An 18,399-nucleotide genomic window follows, 5' to 3' on the forward strand; every position below is an offset into this window, starting at 1 on the left:
TCTACTCGGGGCTTCGCGAGTGCTACAGATCGCCGGTCGCGCATCCGGCGCCCCGTGTTCAGCCCAGCTTCTTGTTCTGAGCCTTCACCACCGCCGGCGGGAGCTTCGCGTCGCCCGGCCTGTCCTGGACCATGGCCATGCCGTCCACGGAGACGTAGACGGCGACGAGATCGCCCTTGCGGACGGCCTGGGCGTGCAGGGTGTGGGTGATGCCCCGGAAGGGCGTCGTGGCGCGGAAGGCGAGTGACTCGTCACCTGCCTTCGCCACCGGCTCCTCGGCGGTGACGGAGTCGTACGTCGTCGAGCCGTTCGCCTTCGCCGTGAAGCCACCGCCGCACGCGTCGACGCCCTTGGCCAGCCCGGCGAACGCGGATGCGGCCTTGCCGGGTGCGTACGTCGTGAGCGTGATGTACGTGTACTTGCTGCCCTGCGGGACGAAGCTGGTCAGCTCGCCCTGCGGCTCGCCGAGGGGCAGCTGGTTGAGGGCGTAGGCCGGCGGGGCGCAGGCCGGCTGGTCGACCGTGACGTCGTCCGGGGATTCGGCGAAGACGTACTTGTCGTCGCCCTTGTCCCTGGAGGTGGCCTTCACGTCCAGCCCCGGCACGTCCGCCTTCGTGATCATGAGCTTCGCGAGCCGCTCGGCCGGGGGCGCCTGCTTCGCCCGGGGCGCGGTGGGCCGGGGCTCCCCGGTCGCGGAGTCCGGGTCGGCGCCGCCGCCGCACGCGGTGAGGGACAGCAGGGACAGGGTGGAGACGGCGAGCGCGGCTCGCTTCATGGGGGCACTCCTCGGGGGGGGCAAAGCGAAGATCATGGCACGGTGATTCCCGCTGTCACGTGAGTGAATGGTGTGGGCCTCGTGGCCGGTACGTGACGAAGGCCTCCGTCGCCGGACTCCCGTCCACCCGTGCCGGATTCGCTCCCGCACAGCGAATGGCCTGTCCGCGCCCCGCCATCAACGGGTTTGTCCAGCCCTGAAGTTGCAGATGGATAACGGCACGTGCCCTGGGGTCCGGGAGGCCGGACGCGCCTTGAGGGGCTTATGTGCGGCTGATACGGTGCGATGGCTTGACACTCACCCCCAGTGCTGGCTATTCGCCCAGGTCGGGCGAGTACGTCCGGCCCGTCCCGCACTCTTCCGTGCGGGAAGGCGCGGGTGAAGTGTCCAGATTTGAAGGCAAATTGACAGACATAATCTTGGGTGTACGGGGAGCGGTTGCGTGAAGATCCAAGAGCGTACGGGGGCGGGCGCCGGTCGTTCCGCCGCTCCGGCTCAGCCGTCGGTCGGTGACCGGCTTCCCACACCACCTCGCGAGCGCAAACCGGCACTGGCGGCGCTCGCCGTGCTGCTCATCCTGGTGGGTGCGCTGGGCGCGACGATGCTCGTGCTCCAGGCCGGTGACCGGATCGAGGTCGTCAAGGTGACGCAGGAGGTCCAGGCCGGGGAGTCCCTCAAGAAGAGCGACGTGACCTCCGTCATGGTGGCCAAGGACGACAGCATCCACTACGTCGAGTGGTCGCAGCTGGCCACGATCCAGACGTACAAGGCCAAGTCCACGATCCAGCCGGGCACCCTCGCGGTCGGCGAGATGTTCGCCAAGACGGCGAGCCTGCCCGCCGGCAAGGCCTCCGTCGGCCTCGCCCTCAAGGAGGGCCAGTACCCGTCGGACATCAAGGCCGGAGACGTCGTCTCCGCCTACCGCGTCGGCACCACCGGCTCCAACTCGAACAACTCCGACGACAGCACCGGCTCCGGCTCCACCTCGGCCTCCGGCGGTGGCGCCCTCGTCGAGAACGCGCGCGTGAACACCATCAAGGACGACAACGACGCCACCGTGAGCACGGGCAACCTCTCGCTCACCCTCCTCGTCCCCGAGGCCGACGCGGCCGCGCTCGCCTCCGCGGCGGCCGCGAACGAGGTCGCCATCGTGCACGTCCCCGGCAACTAGAAGGCGGCACCCGACCCATGGCGCTCATCGCTCTCGCCGCCGACAAGGGTTCCCCCGGCGTCACCACCGCGGCCGTCGCCCTCGCGGCGGTCTGGCCGCGGCGCGTCCTGCTCGCCGAGACGGACCCGGCGGGCGGTGACCTCGTCTACCGCAGTGCCGCCGCGCACGGCGGACCGCTCAACCCCAACACCGGCATGCTGTCCATCGCCGCCACCGCGCGCCGCGGACTCGTACCGGACCAGCTCTGGGACCACGTACAGCCGCTCAGCGGGGGACTGGAGGTGCTCGTCGGACTCGGCATCGCCGAGCAGGCCGCCGGCCTGGCGGGGCTGTGGCCCACCCTCGGGCACGCCTTCGCCTCCCTCGCCGACTCCCCGAACGCCGCCGCCGACGTCATCGCCGACTGCGGACGCGTCAGCGGGGACACCCCCGCCGTCGAACTGTTCCCTCACGCCTCCCTCGTGCTGCTGCTCTCCCGCACCGAGCCGGAGGCGATCGCCCGGGTGCGTGACCGTGCTGCGGCACTCGCCGGCAAGCTGCACGGCGGACCGCGTGGTGCCGCGGGCCTCGCCAACCCGGTCATCGGCGTCGTCCTGATCGCCGACACCGGCAACGCCGGCAAGCTCGCCTCGCAGGTCAACGACATGCTCGTGCACGCCCAGACCGGCGCCCGCGTGGTCGGCACCATCGCCGACGACCCGGCCGGCGCCGACCAGCTGGCCGGCCGCAGGCGCGGCCGTCTCGACAAGTCGCTGCTGATCCGCTCGGCCCGCAAGGTCGCCGCCGACCTCTACCAGCAGTACGGCGCCGCCTGGGCCGCCTCCGCCCAGGCGAACCAGGCCCACCACGTCCCGCAGGCCCACCACGTCCAGCACAACCACCCGGGCCAGACGCACGGCCACGCGGGGGCCGGCACATGACCGCTGTCGACCACCAGTTGGTCAAGCGGTTCCGCCAGGACGCCGGCGACCGCATCGCCGAACAGCGCCGACAGGACCAGCTCAACAACGTCACTCCGATGTCCACGGAGGACGAACGGCAGTACGCCCGCGCCGTCATAGCCCAGATCCTGGAGGAGTACGCCCGCGCCGAGATCAACGCGGGCCGTACGCCGCTGGACGCCGAGACCGAGGAACAGTACGCGGCCGCCGTGCACGCGGCGCTGTTCGGCGTCGGCCGGCTCCAGCCGCTGCTGGACAACCCCGAGGTCGAGAACATCGACATCAACGGCTGCGACCAGGTGTTCGTCGGCTACGCCGACGGGCGCGAGGTCAAGGGCGACCCCGTCGCCGAGACCGACGAGGAACTCATCGAGCTCATCCAGGTCCTCGGCGCCTACTCGGGCCTGTCCTCCCGCCCCTTCGACTCCGCCAACCCGCAGCTCGACCTGCGGCTGCCCGACGGTTCGCGTCTGTCGGCCGTCATGGACGTGGCCAGGCGCCCCGCGCTGTCCATCCGCCGCGCGCGCATGGGCAAGGTCTTCATCTCCGACCTCGTCGGCAACGGCACGCTCACCCCCGAGGTCGCCCACTTCCTGGCCTGCGCGGTCCGCGCCCGCAAGAACATCATGATCGCCGGCGCCACCAACGCCGGTAAGACGACGCTGCTGCGCGCCCTCGCCAACGAGATCCCGCCGCACGAGCGCCTCATCACCGTCGAGCGCGCCCTGGAGCTCGGGCTCGACACCTTCCCCGACCTGCACCCCAACGTCGTCGCCTTCGAGGAACGGCTGCCCAACTCCGAGGGCCAGGGCGCCATCTCCATGGCGGAACTGGTGCGCCGCTCGCTGCGTATGAACCCCTCCCGCGTCATCGTCGGTGAGGTCCTCGGCGACGAGATCGTCACCATGCTCAACGCGATGTCCCAGGGCAACGACGGCTCGCTGTCCACGATCCACGCCAACAGCTCCAGCGAGGTCTTCAACCGTATTTCCACCTACGCGTTGCAGGCCTCCGAGCGGCTGCCCATCGAGGCCAGCCAGATGCTGATCGCCGGCGCGGTGAACTTCGTCGTCTTCATCCAGCGGCGCAACAACTTCGGCAACGGCGGCCGCCTCCAGCGCATGGTCACCTCCGTCCGCGAGGTCAACGGCGTCGACGGACGCGTCCTGTCCAGCGAGGTGTTCGCGGAGGCCCCCGACGGCCGGGTCGTGCCGCACGCCCCCATAGCCTGCCTGGAGGAACTGATGGCACACGGCTACCGGCCGTCCGGGACCTGGGGGTGAGCCGGGGATGAACACGACTCTCGCAGCGCTCGGCTCCCTCGGTTCCATGGGCGGCCTGTTCTCCACCACCGTCCTGTACTCGATAGGAAGCGGCGTCGCCGTCGGCGGCGGCCTCGCCCTGCTCCTCGTCGCCGTACGCGGACTGCCCGTCAAGCCCGACCACGAGAAGCAGAAGGCCGCCCAGCGGGCGAGCGAACTCATCCGGTTCGCCGGCCAGCGCGGCTCGCTCGCCGCCATCGTCGGCCTGGTCGTCCTCGTCCTCACCCGCTGGGCCGTCGCGGGCATCGCGGCCGGCGTCCTCGTCTTCTTCTGGGACCGCCTGTTCGGCGGCGCCGGCGAGGAACGCGCCGCCATGCGCCGCGTGGAGGCCCTGGCGTCCTGGACCGAGTCCCTGCGCGACACCATCGCCGGCGCCGTCGGCCTGGAGCAGGCCATCCCGGCCTCCGCCCGCGCCGCCGCCCCGGTCCTGCGCCCCCACCTCGACGCCCTCGTCGACCGCCTGCGCGCCCGCACCCCGCTGCCCGAGGCGCTCCAGCACCTCGCCGACGAGATCGACGACGCCTCCGCCGACATCATCGTCGCGGCCCTGATCCTCAACGCGCGGCTGCGCGGACCCGGTCTGCGCCAGGTGCTGGGCGCGCTGGCCAAGTCGGCGCGTGAGGAAGTCGACATGCGGCAGCGGGTGATGGCGCAGCGCGCCTCGACCCGGCGGTCCGTGCAGATCGTCGTGGCGGTCTCGATCGCCTTCGTCCTCGGCCTGTCGATCTTCAACCGTGACTTCGTCGAGCCGTACGGCACCCCCGTCGGCCAGCTCGTCCTGGCCTGTGTCTGCGGCCTGTTCGCCCTCGGCTTCTGGTGGCTGCGCAAGCTGTCCACCATCGAGACGCCCGAACGCTTCCTGGTCCGCGACGAGGCGGCCGTCCAGTTCGTGCGTCCCAGGACGCCGTCGCAGCAGCAGCCCCAGCAGCAGCTGCCGCAGGAAGAGGAGGCACGCCGGTGAACCTCACGATGCCGCTCGTCGTCGGTGCCGTCATCGGCCTCGGCGTCTACGCCCTCGTACGCGCCCTCATGCCCAGCAAGCGCAGCCCGATCTCGCAGGTCGCGCGGATCGACGCGATGCGGGCCCGCGGCTCGGCGTACGAGTCGGCGCGCACCGAGCGGGAGAAGGGGCGCTTCGGCGCCCTGCGGGCCGAAGTCGGCCTGCGGGTCTCGGAGTTCTACCTCCAGCAGGGCTGGGAGCAGCGCTCGCTGCGCGCCGACCTGGCGGTCCTGGACCGCAGCTGGGAGAAGTTCCTGGCGACGAAGGTGCTGCTGGGTGTGGCGGGCCTGTTCTTCGGTCCGTTCCTGTTCGCCATCGTCTACACGCTCGGCGTCGGCCGCAGCCCGATCATCCCGGTGTGGCTGGCGCTGCTCTTCGCGGTGATCTTCTTCTTCCTGCCCGACCTGGAGGTACGGCGGGACGCGGCCGAGAAGCGGCGCGACCTGCGGCGCGTGATCGGCGCGTACCTCGACCTGGTGTCGATGAGCCTGGCCGGCGGACGCGGTCTGCCCGAGGCACTGATGGCGGCGGCCGAGATCTCCGACGGCTGGGCCAACCAGCGCATCCGCAACGCCCTCTCCGACGCCCGTATCACCGGCCTCAGCCAGTGGCAGGCGCTCGGCCAGCTCGGCGAGGAGATCGGCGTCGAGGAACTCAAGGACCTCTCCGCCTCCCTGGCCCTGGTCGCGGACGACGGTGCGAAGGTGCGCGAGTCCCTCGCGTCCCGGGCCGAGACCATGCGGCACCGCGAACTCGCCGAGATCGAGGGCAGCGCGGGCGAGAAGTCCCAGTCGATGCTCGTGGCGCAGTTGCTGCTGTGTGCCGGGTTCCTGGTGTTCCTGATCTTTCCGGCGGCGATGCGGGTGTTCCAGGTGCAGTGAGCCGACCTTCACAACTCCAGAACTTCCCGGAACTGATTTCGACCGGAACTGATTTGAAAGGACAAGTCGTCATGATCGGACGCAACTTCCACACGGGCATCCCGGCCGTGGACTTCCTGGTCACCTTCCTCCAGGCCCGTACCGAGCGCGCCCGCTCCGGCGAGCTGGACCGCGGTGCCTCCGCGGTCGAGTGGGTCATCATCTCGGCGGTCGTCGTGGCGATCGTCGGTGTCGTGGCCGCCATCATCAACGCCGCGCTGAGCGAGGGCGCCAACAAGGTCGGCGACTGCATCAAGGGCGCGGACGCGGGCAAGACCTGCTGATCCGTCACCGGGACGGTCGCAGGGGTCCTGCTGATCCGTCACCGGGACGGTCGCAGGGGCAGTCACAGGGACAGTCGTAGTCGTACGGACAAACGGGATGCACGGGGATGCCGGCAGACGTGAGCAGACGGATACGCCGCAGGGTGCGGGCCGCGCGGAGAGCGGCGGCCGCCCGCGGTGACTCCGGCATGACCGCGATCGAGTTCGTGCTGCTCACTCCCGTACTGTTCTTCATGATCTTCGCGACCGTGCAGTTCGCCCTGTACTTCTTCGCGGACCACGTCGCCCAGGCGGCGGCCCAGGCGGGAGCGCGCAAGGCGCGTGCCACGGCCGACGAACAGCCGGGCGCGTGGCGGGGCGAGGCCCAGGACGTGGTCGACAGCTACATCCAGCAGCTGGGCCCGCAACTGGTGCTGGGGCCGGACGTGAAGATGCTCCAGCCGGACCAGAACACGGTCGGTGTGGAGATCGCGGCGCGCGTGCCGACGGTGTTCCCGGGCCTGGACCTGACGGTGCACGCGCAGTCGGCCGGCCCCGTGGAGCGTTTCGTCCAGGAGGAGAACTGATGACTCTCTCTCCTCCGGCTTCCTGCAAAGACAACCGGCGGGCGGAAAACCGACGGGCGGACAACCGGCGGGCGGACGACCGCGGCCTGTCCACGATCGAGGTCGTGATCCTCGCCCCGGTGATGATCCTGTTCATCCTCGTCCTGGTGGCCTTCGGCCAGCTCGTCGACGGCCGCGGCGCGCTCGACGGAGCGGCCCGGGACGCGGCCCGCGCGGGCTCGATCCAGAAGGACCACGCCACCGCCATGGCCGAGGCCAAGAAGGCCGCCAAGGCCAACCTGGGGGACGTCTGCTCCGGCCCCGTGTCGGTCGTCCAGACCAGCCAGGGCTTCGAGCCCGACACCATCTTCACCGTCGAGGTGAGCTGCCAGGTGCGGGGCCTGGCCACGCTCGGCCTCGACGTCCCGACGACGCTGTCGGCGAGCTTCAGCTCCCCGCTCGACCCGTTCCGGAGGTCGGCGTGAGACACCTCCCGTCCTACGGGCGGTCGTGGTGGGCGGCCCGTCGCGCCCATCTGGACGACCGGGGCTCCGGCGCCGGCGCGGTCATCATCTTCGCGCTGGTCTTCCTCTCCCTCTCCGCGTTCGTGATCGACGGCGGCCTGTCCATCTCCAAGCGCGAACGGGCCGCCGACATCGCGGAACAGGCGGCCCGTTACGCCGCCCAGGACATCGACCGCGAAGCCCTCTACGACAACGAGGGCGGCCCCGCCCCGATCAACTACGAGAACTGCAACGCCCGCGTGAAGACCTTCGCCCGCGAGATGGACATGACGGGCGCGGACATCGCGGCGACCCACTGCGTGGCGGCGGACGCCCAGCAGGTGCAGGTCGAGGTGCAGCTCACCTACTCCCCGGTCTTCACGGGGATGTTCTACGGCGGGGACGTGGTGGTCCACGGGCAGGCGGTGGCGGAGAACGAGGTCGGCTGAGGCCCCGCGCGTTCTCCGACCTCTCGGCTCCGCTGAGCACTGCGCACGATTCCCCCACTGGAGGTACACCCCCATGCCCTCACGCACGACCACGGCGGCCGCGACCGCCCTGACCGCTGCGCTGACGCTGCTGCTGACGGGCTGTGGCGGCTCGGACGCGTCGGACACGAAGGACTCGGACAAGATCGCGGGAGCGGATTCGGCCTTCGGGGTCTTCGAAGCCGTCGGCGTCCGCCACGGGTGACGACATCGAGCGGCCGGAGATCAAGCTGCCGTCCGACGTGAAGAACGTCTTCGAGGAGACGCAGGCCGGCGACGCGAAGAAGGACGCGGTCCTGGCCGACAACGAGCGGCGTATCAACTCCATCGACGAGGCGATCACCGTCAACGCGAAGAAGTACCCCGCTCTGAAGTTCTACTCCAAGGACGACGCGCTGGTGTCGGCGGCCTCCTACATCATGTCCTTCCGTGACGAGAACCGGAGCTTCACCGGCAAAACCCGGTACTACGACCGCGAGGTCACGTTCCACAAGGACGGCGCCGCCTCCGTCACGTACTGCATGGATGCGACGCAGACGTACGCGAAGGACGGGACGACCGGCAAGGTCGACCGGTCGGTCAAGGCGTCCCCGAGCGACTACGTCTTCTACAACACCCGTCTCGAGAAGAACGCCAAGGGCGTCTGGCAGACCACCACCGTCTCGTCCACGGAGGCTGCCAAGAGGTGCATGTGATGCGGCGCACGACCGTGCCGCGCGCAGCCGCAGCATCGGCTCTGGCCCTCGCCGTGGCGGCTGTGCCGTCAACAGCCGCGGCTGGTGGCGGTCGCGGCGGGGGTGAGAACGGCGGCTACGAGGGCAGCGCGGAGGGCTCCGCGAACGACCGTGTGATCAGAGCCCAGACCAAGATCAAGGTCACCACCGACGGCGGATCCCGCTCCTCCACCGGAACCCTGACCCCGTCGAACAGCAACTGGACACCGCCCGCCTGCTGGTACGAGCCCTCCTTCTCGCCCAAGGAGATCGAGACCGCGGTGAAGCTGTGGCGGAATATCGATGGGTTCGTGCTGCCCGGAGTCGGGGACTCTGGGCGGCGGTGAAGAACCCGAAACGCAAGGACGACCCCGAAGCCAACTCCTGTGACAAGCAACCCTTCTGGGTCGACGAGGGCGAGCCCCCTAACGAGCCCCTGGCGGTCTCTCCCCAGGTCCTCGCCGAATACGCCTATGACGAACTCCCCGTTCCGGACACGGAGATCGAGATGGCCCCGACGGGCAAGTCGACCGTCAACCTGCCCACTTGGATCTGGCTCGACAAGGCCAAGTTCAAGAAGCTGTCGGTGACGGCGAGCCTGCCCTGGACAGGCCTGTCCGCGACCACCACGGCAGAACCCGTCTCCCTGCACATCGAACCGGGCACGGCCGACGCCCAGACGTACCCTGCCTCCGGCGAGTGCGAGATCAACGAGGACGGCAGCATCGGCGCACCGTACGCGAAGGGCAAGGCCGACCAGACCCCGCCCTGCGGCGTCAGCTACCTGCGCTCCTCCGGCTCCGATGGTCCCTACCCGCTGCGCGCCACGGTCACCTGGAAGATCAGCTGGACGAGCACGAACGGCGAGGGTGGCGACCTCCCCGACGGCACATTCGGTACGACACAGGACGTGACGGTGCAGGAGATCCAGTCAGTGAACCGCTGATCCGGAACATTCGACGGATCTGCACACCGTCCACCGCGAGGTCGTGAGAAACGCGGCGGGAACTGAACACCCCTCGCTCTCCCCGCCGTCCATTGCACTCACGTGCAGCACAGTGGCAGATGAAGTGAAGGCGACAGGTGTTTCGGTGACCGAATGGCCACACTCGTGAATTGGGCCACCGAAATCCGTCGCACGCCCCTGACCACTGACTGGCCGACCCTTCTTCCGGCGTGCTTTGATCGGTCGCGCTCCAGCACTTCGAATAAATGAAATGAAGGGAACCGCCCTCCATGGCCTTCACCCCGCAGATCGAGACCGCCCACATGTCCGACGCCGAGCTGGACACCATCGCCGGCGGCCAGGCGGGCGGCGCCGCGGGTGCCGGCGCCGCGGCCGGTCTCTACGTCGAGACGACGGCCGCCGGCGTCACCACCGGTGTCGGCGGCGGCGTGGGCCTCGCCGTCTCGCCCGCGGGCATCGCGGCGGACCTGCACCTCAACGCCGCGGTCGCTTCCTGACCTCAGACGCGCGAAAGGCCCCGGATTCCAGGATCCGGGGCCTTTCACGCGTCTGAGGTGGGGCCTTACTTGCTTCCCCCGCCGTCCCCTTTACGGCCCTTGCCGCCCCGCTTGTCCTCGGTCTTCATGGCGTCGTTGACCTGTTTGGCAAGCTCGTCGTCAAGCTTCTTGAACTCGCGGACGACGGCATCGGACATACTCGCCAGCGCATCGAGCTGCTGCGTGATGTCCTCGCGCCCGTCCTCCCAGTTGGACTCGAAGTCCCCGAGCGCGTCATTGACACTGCCGTCGCCGATATCGTCCTTGTAGGACTCGAAGAGCTTCTTAGTGTGATTCAGCCGGGTCTTGATGGAACGAAGTCGACGCCCATAGCTCTCCAACTCGGTCAGCGGGAGCGCGAGGTCGCTCTTGCCGTTGCCCATCTGGCAGCCCCCCAACGTCCAACGCTCTGGTCCACCAGCACGGTACCCCGGTTGTGCCCCTTCTCCGAGGCGGGATACCGCATCGACGACTCCAACCCCGAAGAACCCGTCCGCCTGACCGCCCGGCCGTCCCTCTCAGCGGTTGATCGACTGGATTTCCTGGACGTTCATGTCCTGGGTGGTCTCGAAGGTGCCGTCGGGCAGGTCGCCGCCGGTGCCGTCGGAGCCTTCCCAGGTGATCTGCCAGGTGACGCTGGCGGAGAGTTGGTACGGGGTGCCGTTGGTGGCGCGGAGGTAGCGGATGCCGCAGGGCGGGGTCTTGTCGGCGTCGCCCTTGGTGTACGGCGTGCCGATGGAGCCGTCCTCGTTGATCTCGCAGTCGCCGGAGGCGGGGAAGGTCTCGGCGTCGTCCGTGCCCGGTTCCAGGTGGAGGGCGACCGGCTTGGCCGTCGTCTCGGCCCACAGGCCCGTGTTCGGGAGTTCGGCGCGGACCTTGACGTCCTTGAAGGTGCCCTTGTCCAGCCAGACCCACGTCGGCAGGTTCACCGTCGACCTCGCCGCCGGCTTCAGGTCGATCTCCGTCTCGGGGACCTTGACCTTGTTGTAGGCGTAGTCGGCCAGGGTTTCCGGCGTGGGGGCGTTGGGGACGTCGGGGATCTCTCCGGCGTCCTGCCAGAACATCAGCCGGCTGCACAGCGAGGTGTCGTCGACCTCGCTGACGTTCGGAGAGACTCCACGCCAGAAGTAGCCGTCCTTGCCCAGGTTGTAGTTCTTGTAGCCCTTCACCGTGCTGGGCGTGCCGAAGTAGTTGCTGGCGTCCTTCTCGTCCTTGAAGTGGTCGGTCCAGAGCTTCGAGCCCATCCAGCCCTGGCGGAGGGCGACATCGCCGTTACCGTCGTTCTCCGAGAAGTTCTTCAACTGCTCGGGTGTGAAGACCGGTTCGTACCAGCAAGGCGGCGGTTCCCAGTTCACGTCTGTCGACGAGAGGGTGCCCTGCTTGCCGCCGGTGGGGCCGCTCGTCTGCGTAACCTTGATCCGGGACTGTTGGGCGGAGGCGGACACTTCATTGCCGTTGGCCCCGCCTCGCGTTTCCGAGCCGGCGCCTCCGAACGCGCCGGCAGGCGTCGAGCCCCACAGAGTCCCGACCAGTGATGTGGCAATTACGGGGATGACTCGGTACCGCGTCCTCACCGGGAGCATGCCCCTCGTTCGGAGTGCACCGACGCGTTCTGCCACACGCCTTGCTCGTTCTTCGCCAGGGAAACCGAGTAGAGGACGTAGGGGTTCGTGCCGGCTGGGTTTCCCTCGACCTTGCTGGTCTTGCGGTTCTTGGTCTTCGCCTCGCTCTCGTCCGTGCAGTAACTGAGCGATGCTCCCTTGCCGGTCTTGGCCACCTTGACCTTGGGGCTGAAGACGGGCAGCTTGCCGATGACACTGAGGTTCTTGTCGGTGTAGGACTTGATCCACTGCTTGGTCTGCCCACGGACCCCTTCGGTGTCGTAGAAGGCGACGGCCTCGCTGTCGGGGGCGTTCTCGATGATCGCCGCGTACCCGGCCCGGATCTCCTCCTTTGCGTCGTTCAGCACGGCCTGCTCGACGGGGTTGCTGCTCGTCCAGTTCTCGAAGGTCAGCTGGAAGCTGCTCGGGAGGGTGATCTCAGGGCGCTTGGGGCCGGACGGCGTTGACGCGGATGGCGAAGCCGATGGGCTCGACCCTGCATCCGCGCCCTTGATGTCGTCCGACGAGTCGTCGCCGCCTCCGCCGCATGCGGTGAGCAGCAGTGCCGCTGTCGCGGTGAGTGTGGCGGCTGTCGTTTTCAGAGCGCGGCGGGCCACTGGCCTTCTCCCCCGGGGTTTGATCGTCGTCCGATGTGTGCGGCAGAGAACGAAGTTATCAGGGGCGGGTAATGGGCCCTTGAGTGGCAGTGGTGGATTGTGTGGGGACCGTGAGGAGTGTGGCGTAGCGGTTGCGAACGACTGGAATCCGCGTCAGCGGTTGATCGACTGGATTTCCTGGACGTTCATGTCCTGGGTGGCCTCGAAGGTGCCGTCGGGCAGGTCGCCGCCGGTGCCGTTGGAGCCTTCCCAGGTGATCTGCCAGGTGACGCTGGCGGAGAGTTGGTACGGGGTGCCGTTGGTGGCGCGGAGGTAGCGGATGCCGCAGGGCGGGGTCTTGTCGGCGTCGCCCTTGGTGTAGGGGGTGCCGATGGAGCCGTCCTCGTTGATCTCGCAGTCGCCGGAGGCGGGGAAGGTCTCGGCGTCGTCCGTGCCCGGTTCCAGGTGGAGGGCGACCGGCTTGGCCGTCGTCTCCGCCCACAGGCCCGTGTTCGGGAGTTCGGCGCGGACCTTGACGTCCTTGAAGGTGCCCTTGTCCAGCCAGACCCACGTCGGCAGGTTCACCGTGGACTTGGCCTCCGGCTTCAGGTCGACCTTCGTTTCCGGGACCTTGACCTTGTTGTAGGCGTACTCGGCGAGCGTCTTCGGGGTGGGCGTGTTCGGGTCGTCCGGGACCTCTCCGGCGTCCACCCAGAACATGATGCGGCCGCAGTCCCAGGACTCCGAGTCGTCGGGGTCGGGGGCTACACCCCGCCAGAAGTAGCCGTCCTTGCCCAGGTTGTAGTTCTTGTAGCCCTCGGCGGTGCTGTTCGTCGGCGCGTGCATGTCGAAGTTGTCGGCCGGCTTACCGTCTCGGTAGTGGTCGGTCCACAGCCCCTTGCCCCACCAGGACTCGTGGATGCCGACGTCACCGCCGCTGTCCGTGTCCACGAAGTGCTTCAACTGCTCAGGAGTGAAGACCGGCTCGTACCAGCAGGCAGGCGGCTTCCAGTTGGGATCGACCGTGCCGAGGTTGCCCTCCTTGCCGTCGCCGCCCCCACCGCTCGGATAGGTGAGCTGGATGTTGGAGACGGAAGCCGACAGGGTGCCGTTACTACCGGCATTCCCTGTGGTGTTGCCACCGGACGGCTTCTTGTCGTTTCCCTCGCCGATGGCATGAGCCGATGTAGTGGAGAGGGTGACCGCAAGAGCCGTCGCGATGATTGTGAACAGGGCCTCCTTGCGCCACGTCATCAGGAGCAACCGCCCCTCTTCGAGTTCGTGGACACGGTCTGCCACACGCCCTGCTCGCTCTTCTGCATCGTGACGACATAGGCGACTTGGGGGTCAGTCCCTGCGGGATTACCGACGACCTTGCCCGTCTTGCGGTTCTTGGTCTGTGCGTTGCTCTCGTCCGTGCAGTACCTGAGTTGGGCCTTGGTCTTCTTCGCGAAGAGTGTGGCCTGAGGATCGAAGACAGGAAGCTCGCCGATGACGGTGACGTTCTTGCCTGTGTAGGACTTGATCCACTCACGATCCTGGGAGAGACCGGCTTCCGTGTCGTAGAAGGCGAGGGCGTCACCGCCGTCGGGCTTGTTCTCGATGATCGCCGCGTAGCCGGCCCGGAGCTGTGCCTTGCCGTCGTTGAGTACGGCCTGCTCGTCGGGGTCGCTGCTCGTCCAGTTCTGGAAGGTCAACTGGAAGCTGCTGGGAAGCTTGATCACCGGGCGCTTGACCCCGTGCGCCGCAGACGACGCCGAAGCGGAGGCCGACGGGCTGCTCGACCCGCTGTCCGCCCCCTTGATGTCGTCCGACTGTGAATCGCCACCACCACAGGCGGTGAGCAGAAGCGCCGCCGTTGCGGCGAACGCGGCAGCTGTGGTGGTGAGAGCGCGGCGAGACACGGTTTCTCCCCCGAGGTTCGGCGTGTGCGACAGAGAACGAAGCTATCAGGGACTGTTCGTGCCCTCATGGGTGACCATGGGGCCTTGTGCGGGGCATGTGAGGGGTGTGCGTGGCAGTTGCGAAGAGGTGCTCACGGTCCCTCGGTCGCGGGGTCGACCGCGCCTGGCCGGCCGGGCAAATCGGACGTCAACGCCGTTCGTTCCCCACGTCCTTCGACGACCCCGATAAGAGTCCATAAGATCTCTGTAGGCTCAGCACACTTCTCGGCCCCAGTTCGTCCCACCGCACTCACACACGACCCCAGGACACCCGCCATGCCGCGACGCCGCACCTCCAGCTCGTCAAGCTCGACGGGAAGTACGACGGGAACGACGGCCCCAACGACGGCCCCGAGGAATCGGACGCCGCAGCCGGTGAGGATCCGGCGGCGGTCGTTCGGGGACTTCGTCAAGGCGTTCCTCGCGTTCGTCGCCCTGGCCGTGCTCCTCGTCGGCGTGCCCGGCGCGCTGGCCACGCAGATCGGGTGGCCCCTGCCGAACGGGGTGCCGAGCCTCGACTGGCTCCAGCAAGAGATCACCGTCCAGACGTTCCTGAACATCCTCACCGTCGTGGTGTGGCTCGCCTGGGCCCAGTTCACCGCCTGCGTGCTCGTGGAGATGAAGGCCGCGCTGTCCGGCGTCGGGGTGCCGGGGCGGGTGCCGGGCGCCGGGCCCAGCCAGTTGCTCGCCCGGCAGCTCGTCGCCGCGCTGCTGCTGGTCGGCGCCACCGCGGCCAGCTTCACGCCCGGACTGTCGCAGCTCGGGCAGAGCGGCTACGACGCCAACCAGAAGCCCACGGTCGCCGCGGCCCAGCAGACCCCGGGTTTCTTCGCCCAGCAGCAGGAGCAGGCCGCCGACACCGCTGCCGCCCTCGCCGACCAGGCCTCGCACGCCGCCTCGCACGCCGACGCCGGCGGCAGCACCGCCAAGCAGGGCGACACGAAGTACTACCGGATCCAGCCGCCCGAGGGGCGTCACCACGACTCCCTGTGGGAGATAGCGGAGCGGCACCTCGGTGACGGGCGTCGCTACAAGGAGATCTTCGAGCTCAACAAGGACCGCATCCAGCCGGACGGGTCCAAGCTCTCCGAGGCCAGCCTCATCCGGCCCGGATGGATCATGGAGATGCCGGGCGACGCGCGCGGCGGCGATCTCGTGGAGATGCCCGATGCGGCGCCCCACGTGTCGCCCGACGTGCAGCAGCAGATCAGCGACTACGCCCAGACCGGGGACCACGCCCAGGGCGCAGGGGGCTCCGGCGCCCAGGGCGGTGGACACGAGCACGCGGGTGGCGGTGCCACCCAGGTGTCCGTCCCCGAGCAGCAGCGGCCCGCCCACGACGCCGGTCACCAGCAGGCCACCGGCGTCGACGCCGAGTCCGACAGCTCCTTCGGTCTGCCCGAGGCCCTCCTCACCGCACCCCTCCTCGCCGCCGGTCTCCTCGGTGCCCTGGGGCGGCGGCGCCGGCAGGCCTTGTGGCAGTCGGCGTTCGGGGCCGTCGGCGGGCGGCGCGGGATGGAGCCGCCCACACCGAGCGGGGACGCGCAGGACGTTCAGGACGCGCTGCTCGTCGGGGCCGACCCGGAGGGCGTGCGGCTGCTCGACCGGAGCCTGCGCGGCCTCGCCGCCTCCCTCGCCGAGGAGTCGCGCGCGCTGCCGGTCGTGTACGCGGCCTGGCTGAGCAACGGCGATCTGCACCTCCAACTCGCCCAGCCCGCCGGGAAGCCGCCCGCCCCCTGGCAGCAGGGGCAGGACCAGACCTTCTGGATGCTGGCCCGGACGGACGCCGAGCGCTACGAGGACGTCGACACGGCCGCGCCCTACCCGGGGCTCGTCAGCCTCGGCACCATGGACGACTCGCGGCTGCTGCTCAACCTGGAGGCCGTGCCCGGCATCGTCTCCCTCTCCGGCCGGGAGGCCGACCGGGCGGCCGTCTTCGCGTCCGTCGCCGCCGAGCTGGCGACCAACGGGTGGTCCGACCGCATGACCATCACGCTCGTCGGCTTCGGGCAGGACCTCACCCCCCTCGCCCCCAACCGGATCCGGCACCTGGAGGACGTCGAGGCGCTCGTCGAGACCATGGAGGCCGAGACGCGGCAGCGGCGCGGAGCGCTCGGCGCCGCCGGGCACGACTCCGTCCTCACCGGGCGCACCGGGCCCGCCCAGCACACCCGCTGGGCCCCGCACCTGGTCCTGCTCGCCGCCCAGCCGTCCGCCGACGACGCCGTCAAGCTCGCCGAACTCGCCGCCGACGCCGGCCGGCTCGGCATCGGCTACCTCGTCGGCACCGAGACCGGCGACCTGCCGGGCGCCGCCTGGGAGATGGAGATCACCGGCCAGGGCAAGCTGCTCGCGCCCCTCCTCGGGCTCGAACTCGACGCCCAGCTGCTGCCGGTCGCGCAGCAGCGGGCCGTGGTCGAGCTGTTCGTCGAGGCGGACCCGGAGCGCGAATCCGACAGGCCCGCGAACACCCCGCCGTTCCTCGTCGACATCAGCGAGCAGGGCCGGCCGGCCGTCTACGCCCGGCTCGTCGGGCCGTACGAGATCATCGGTCTCGACACCCCGGACGGCGAGCGCAGCGCCCTGCTGCACGAGGCGCTCGCCCTGCTGCTCCTGCACCGCGAGGGCGTGCACCCGCGCGTGCTGTCCTCGGCGCTGTGGCCGCGCGGCGTCACCGACGACGTACGGGACGCGCTGCTGGACCGGCTGCGCGACTGGCTCGGCGCCGACCCCGACGGCACGCCCCGCCTCGGCAGGGACGCGACCGGGCGGCTCACCCTCGCCAAGTCCGTCGTCTCCGACCTGGACGTGCTGCGGTCCCTCTACCACGAGGCCACACAGGGCAAGGGCGTCGGCAGCCGGGCCGTGCGCGGGCGGCTGCTCACCGACGCGCTCGTGCTGGTGCGCGGGCCGCTGCTCGCCGACCGGCCCGAGGGCCGCTACCGGTGGCTCACCCACGAGATCGTCGACGCCCAGCTGCCGCTGCTGGTCGCGGACACGGGGCTCGCGCTGTGCGAGTTCCACATGGAGAAGAACCGCGCCGAGAAGGCCATCGAGGCCCTCAACGCGGCCCTGCGCACCGCCCCGGCCGACGAGCGCCTGTGGCACGAGCTGCTGCGCGCCACCCACGCCACCGGCGACACGTCCGAGCTGACCGCGCTCGCCACCGATCTCATCGGCCGCAGCGGGGCCCGCGGCCTGCCGCCGCGCACCGAGGCACTGCTCGACGAGCTGCTGCCGACGTGGCGCGACGCGGTCGCCGCGGTGGGATGAACACCTGGGTGCTGGTCGTCGCCGCCGCGCTGTGGGGCGCGGCGGCGGGCGCGTTGCTGCCGCGCGCGGCCTACCGGTTCTCGGCCCCGTCGGGGGAGCCGTGGCGGGAGCGGTGCCCCGGCGGGCACGCCCTCACGGGCCGGCTCAAGGGCTGGCTCGGACGGGCCTTTTGCCCGGAGTGCGCGGAAGACGCAGAAGGCGCAGAGGGCGTGGAGGGCGTGGAGGGCGCGGAGCCTGTCGAGGCCGGATACGGGCCGCGTACGGCACCGCTGGTGATCGCCACCGCCCTCGTCTGCGCCGCCCTCGCCGCCGCCACCGGCACCCGGCCCGAGCTCGGCGTCTGGCTGCTGCTCGCGCCCGTCGGGGTGCTGCTGACGGCCGTCGACTTCCGGGTGCGGCGGCTGCCCGACCCGCTCACGCTCCCGTTCGCCGCCGCCGCGCTCGTCCTGCTCGGCCTCACCGCGCTCGTGCCCGAGCACGCGGGACAGTGGACGACCGCCCTGCTCGGCTCGCTCGCGCTGGGCGGCGGCTACTTCGTGCTGTTCCTCATCAACCCCGCGGGGATGGGCTTCGGCGACGTCAAGCTGGCCCTGGGCGCGGGGGCGGTGCTCGGCTGGTACGGCTGGCCGACGGTGATGCTCGGCACCTTCGCCGGGTTCCTGCTGGGCGCGCTGTACGGCGGTGCCCTCGTGGTCGCGCGGCGGGCCGGGCGCAAGACGGCCATCCCCTTCGGGCCGTTCCTCATCTCCGGCGCCCTCCTCGGACTCCTGGCCGGGGCCTACGCGGCCTGACGTCCAGCGGCCCGAACGGCTGGCGTACGC

The 18,399-nt window shown here is 69.8% G+C and carries 22 protein-coding genes; 16 read left to right on the forward strand and 6 right to left on the reverse strand.

The window, feature by feature from the left end:
• Positions 1 to 58: 58 nt before the first annotated feature.
• Positions 59 to 775, reverse strand: coding sequence for a hypothetical protein (locus ACFZDA_RS38485; protein ID WP_391090653.1), 717 nt, complete (start codon positions 773 to 775; stop codon positions 59 to 61).
• Positions 776 to 1,217: 442 nt separating this feature from the next.
• Here ACFZDA_RS38485 and ACFZDA_RS38490 point away from each other — a divergent pair, with 442 nt between their 5' ends.
• The 14 genes from ACFZDA_RS38490 (at position 1,218) to ACFZDA_RS38555 (ending at position 10,126) form a co-directional block, all read left to right on the forward strand.
• Entirely contained in the window at positions 1,218 to 1,946 is a 729-nt protein-coding gene (locus ACFZDA_RS38490) for a hypothetical protein (protein WP_391090655.1), read from the forward strand.
• A 17-nt stretch (positions 1,947 to 1,963) separates the two neighbouring features.
• Complete coding sequence (locus ACFZDA_RS38495) at positions 1,964 to 2,866, forward strand: hypothetical protein (protein ID WP_391090657.1); 903 nt, start codon at positions 1,964 to 1,966, stop codon at positions 2,864 to 2,866.
• Positions 2,863 to 4,170 (forward strand): ATPase, T2SS/T4P/T4SS family, encoded by a 1,308-nt coding sequence (locus ACFZDA_RS38500; protein WP_391090658.1) that lies wholly within the window; start codon positions 2,863 to 2,865, stop codon positions 4,168 to 4,170. The genes ACFZDA_RS38495 and ACFZDA_RS38500 overlap by 4 nt, the downstream gene beginning before the upstream one ends.
• Before the next feature lie 46 nt (positions 4,171 to 4,216).
• Positions 4,217 to 5,170 carry a type II secretion system F family protein gene (locus ACFZDA_RS38505; protein WP_391090770.1) on the forward strand — a complete coding sequence of 318 codons (954 nt, stop codon included), beginning with the start codon at positions 4,217 to 4,219 and terminating at the stop codon, positions 5,168 to 5,170.
• Complete coding sequence (locus ACFZDA_RS38510; RefSeq protein ID WP_306964861.1) at positions 5,167 to 6,090, forward strand: type II secretion system F family protein; 924 nt, start codon at positions 5,167 to 5,169, stop codon at positions 6,088 to 6,090. The genes ACFZDA_RS38505 and ACFZDA_RS38510 overlap by 4 nt, the downstream gene beginning before the upstream one ends.
• A 71-nt stretch (positions 6,091 to 6,161) precedes the next feature.
• On the forward strand, positions 6,162 to 6,413 hold the full coding sequence (locus ACFZDA_RS38515) for a hypothetical protein (RefSeq protein WP_020272654.1): 252 nt from the start codon (positions 6,162 to 6,164) through the stop codon (positions 6,411 to 6,413).
• A gap of 107 nt (positions 6,414 to 6,520) precedes the next feature.
• Entirely contained in the window at positions 6,521 to 6,979 is a 459-nt protein-coding gene (locus ACFZDA_RS38520; RefSeq protein ID WP_086564000.1) for a TadE family protein, read from the forward strand.
• On the forward strand, positions 6,979 to 7,443 hold the full coding sequence (locus ACFZDA_RS38525) for a TadE/TadG family type IV pilus assembly protein (RefSeq protein WP_391090661.1): 465 nt from the start codon (positions 6,979 to 6,981) through the stop codon (positions 7,441 to 7,443). The genes ACFZDA_RS38520 and ACFZDA_RS38525 overlap by 1 nt, the downstream gene beginning before the upstream one ends.
• Positions 7,440 to 7,910: a pilus assembly protein TadG-related protein gene (locus ACFZDA_RS38530; RefSeq protein ID WP_391090663.1), complete on the forward strand. Its 471-nt coding sequence runs from the start codon at positions 7,440 to 7,442 to the stop codon at positions 7,908 to 7,910. Before ACFZDA_RS38525 ends, ACFZDA_RS38530 begins: the two co-directional genes overlap by 4 nt.
• A 73-nt stretch (positions 7,911 to 7,983) precedes the next feature.
• Positions 7,984 to 8,154, forward strand: a complete 171-nt coding sequence (locus ACFZDA_RS38535) for a hypothetical protein (protein ID WP_391090665.1) — start codon at positions 7,984 to 7,986, stop codon at positions 8,152 to 8,154.
• A gap of 37 nt (positions 8,155 to 8,191) precedes the next feature.
• Positions 8,192 to 8,644, forward strand: a complete 453-nt coding sequence (locus ACFZDA_RS38540) for a hypothetical protein (protein ID WP_391090667.1) — start codon at positions 8,192 to 8,194, stop codon at positions 8,642 to 8,644.
• Entirely contained in the window at positions 8,644 to 9,009 is a 366-nt protein-coding gene (locus tag ACFZDA_RS38545) for a hypothetical protein (RefSeq protein ID WP_391090669.1), read from the forward strand. Before ACFZDA_RS38540 ends, ACFZDA_RS38545 begins: the two co-directional genes overlap by 1 nt.
• The gene (locus ACFZDA_RS38550; RefSeq protein WP_391090671.1) at positions 9,006 to 9,608 is read left to right on the forward strand and encodes a hypothetical protein; all 603 of its coding nucleotides are present in this window, start codon (positions 9,006 to 9,008) and stop codon (positions 9,606 to 9,608) included. Before ACFZDA_RS38545 ends, ACFZDA_RS38550 begins: the two co-directional genes overlap by 4 nt.
• Before the next feature lie 290 nt (positions 9,609 to 9,898).
• A complete protein-coding gene (locus tag ACFZDA_RS38555; protein WP_354744083.1) occupies positions 9,899 to 10,126 on the forward strand; it encodes a hypothetical protein in 228 nt (75 codons plus the stop codon).
• 65 nt (positions 10,127 to 10,191) lie between these two features.
• On the opposite strand, the gene ACFZDA_RS38560 is transcribed toward ACFZDA_RS38555, so the two are convergent.
• From ACFZDA_RS38560 to ACFZDA_RS38580, 5 genes are all read right to left on the reverse strand, one after another.
• A complete protein-coding gene (locus ACFZDA_RS38560; protein ID WP_391090674.1) occupies positions 10,192 to 10,548 on the reverse strand; it encodes a hypothetical protein in 357 nt (118 codons plus the stop codon).
• 135 nt (positions 10,549 to 10,683) lie between these two features.
• Complete coding sequence (locus ACFZDA_RS38565) at positions 10,684 to 11,748, reverse strand: hypothetical protein (protein ID WP_391090675.1); 1,065 nt, start codon at positions 11,746 to 11,748, stop codon at positions 10,684 to 10,686.
• The gene (locus ACFZDA_RS38570; protein WP_391090677.1) at positions 11,736 to 12,383 is read right to left on the reverse strand and encodes a hypothetical protein; all 648 of its coding nucleotides are present in this window, start codon (positions 12,381 to 12,383) and stop codon (positions 11,736 to 11,738) included. The genes ACFZDA_RS38565 and ACFZDA_RS38570 overlap by 13 nt, the downstream gene beginning before the upstream one ends.
• Positions 12,384 to 12,536: 153 nt before the next feature.
• Positions 12,537 to 13,616 (reverse strand): hypothetical protein, encoded by a 1,080-nt coding sequence (locus ACFZDA_RS38575; RefSeq protein WP_391090772.1) that lies wholly within the window; start codon positions 13,614 to 13,616, stop codon positions 12,537 to 12,539.
• Positions 13,616 to 14,266: a hypothetical protein gene (locus tag ACFZDA_RS38580; protein WP_391090679.1), complete on the reverse strand. Its 651-nt coding sequence runs from the start codon at positions 14,264 to 14,266 to the stop codon at positions 13,616 to 13,618. Before ACFZDA_RS38580 ends, ACFZDA_RS38575 begins: the two co-directional genes overlap by 1 nt.
• A gap of 414 nt (positions 14,267 to 14,680) precedes the next feature.
• On the opposite strand from ACFZDA_RS38580, the gene ACFZDA_RS38585 reads away from it, so the two are divergent.
• Entirely contained in the window at positions 14,681 to 17,578 is a 2,898-nt protein-coding gene (locus ACFZDA_RS38585; protein WP_391090681.1) for a BTAD domain-containing putative transcriptional regulator, read from the forward strand.
• On the forward strand, positions 17,575 to 18,369 hold the full coding sequence (locus tag ACFZDA_RS38590; protein ID WP_391090684.1) for a prepilin peptidase: 795 nt from the start codon (positions 17,575 to 17,577) through the stop codon (positions 18,367 to 18,369). Before ACFZDA_RS38585 ends, ACFZDA_RS38590 begins: the two co-directional genes overlap by 4 nt.
• Positions 18,370 to 18,399 lie beyond the last annotated feature (30 nt).

It is taken from the genome of Streptomyces sp. NPDC007991 (assembly GCF_042958445.1).
Classification (GTDB): Bacteria; Actinomycetota; Actinomycetes; order Streptomycetales; family Streptomycetaceae; genus Streptomyces.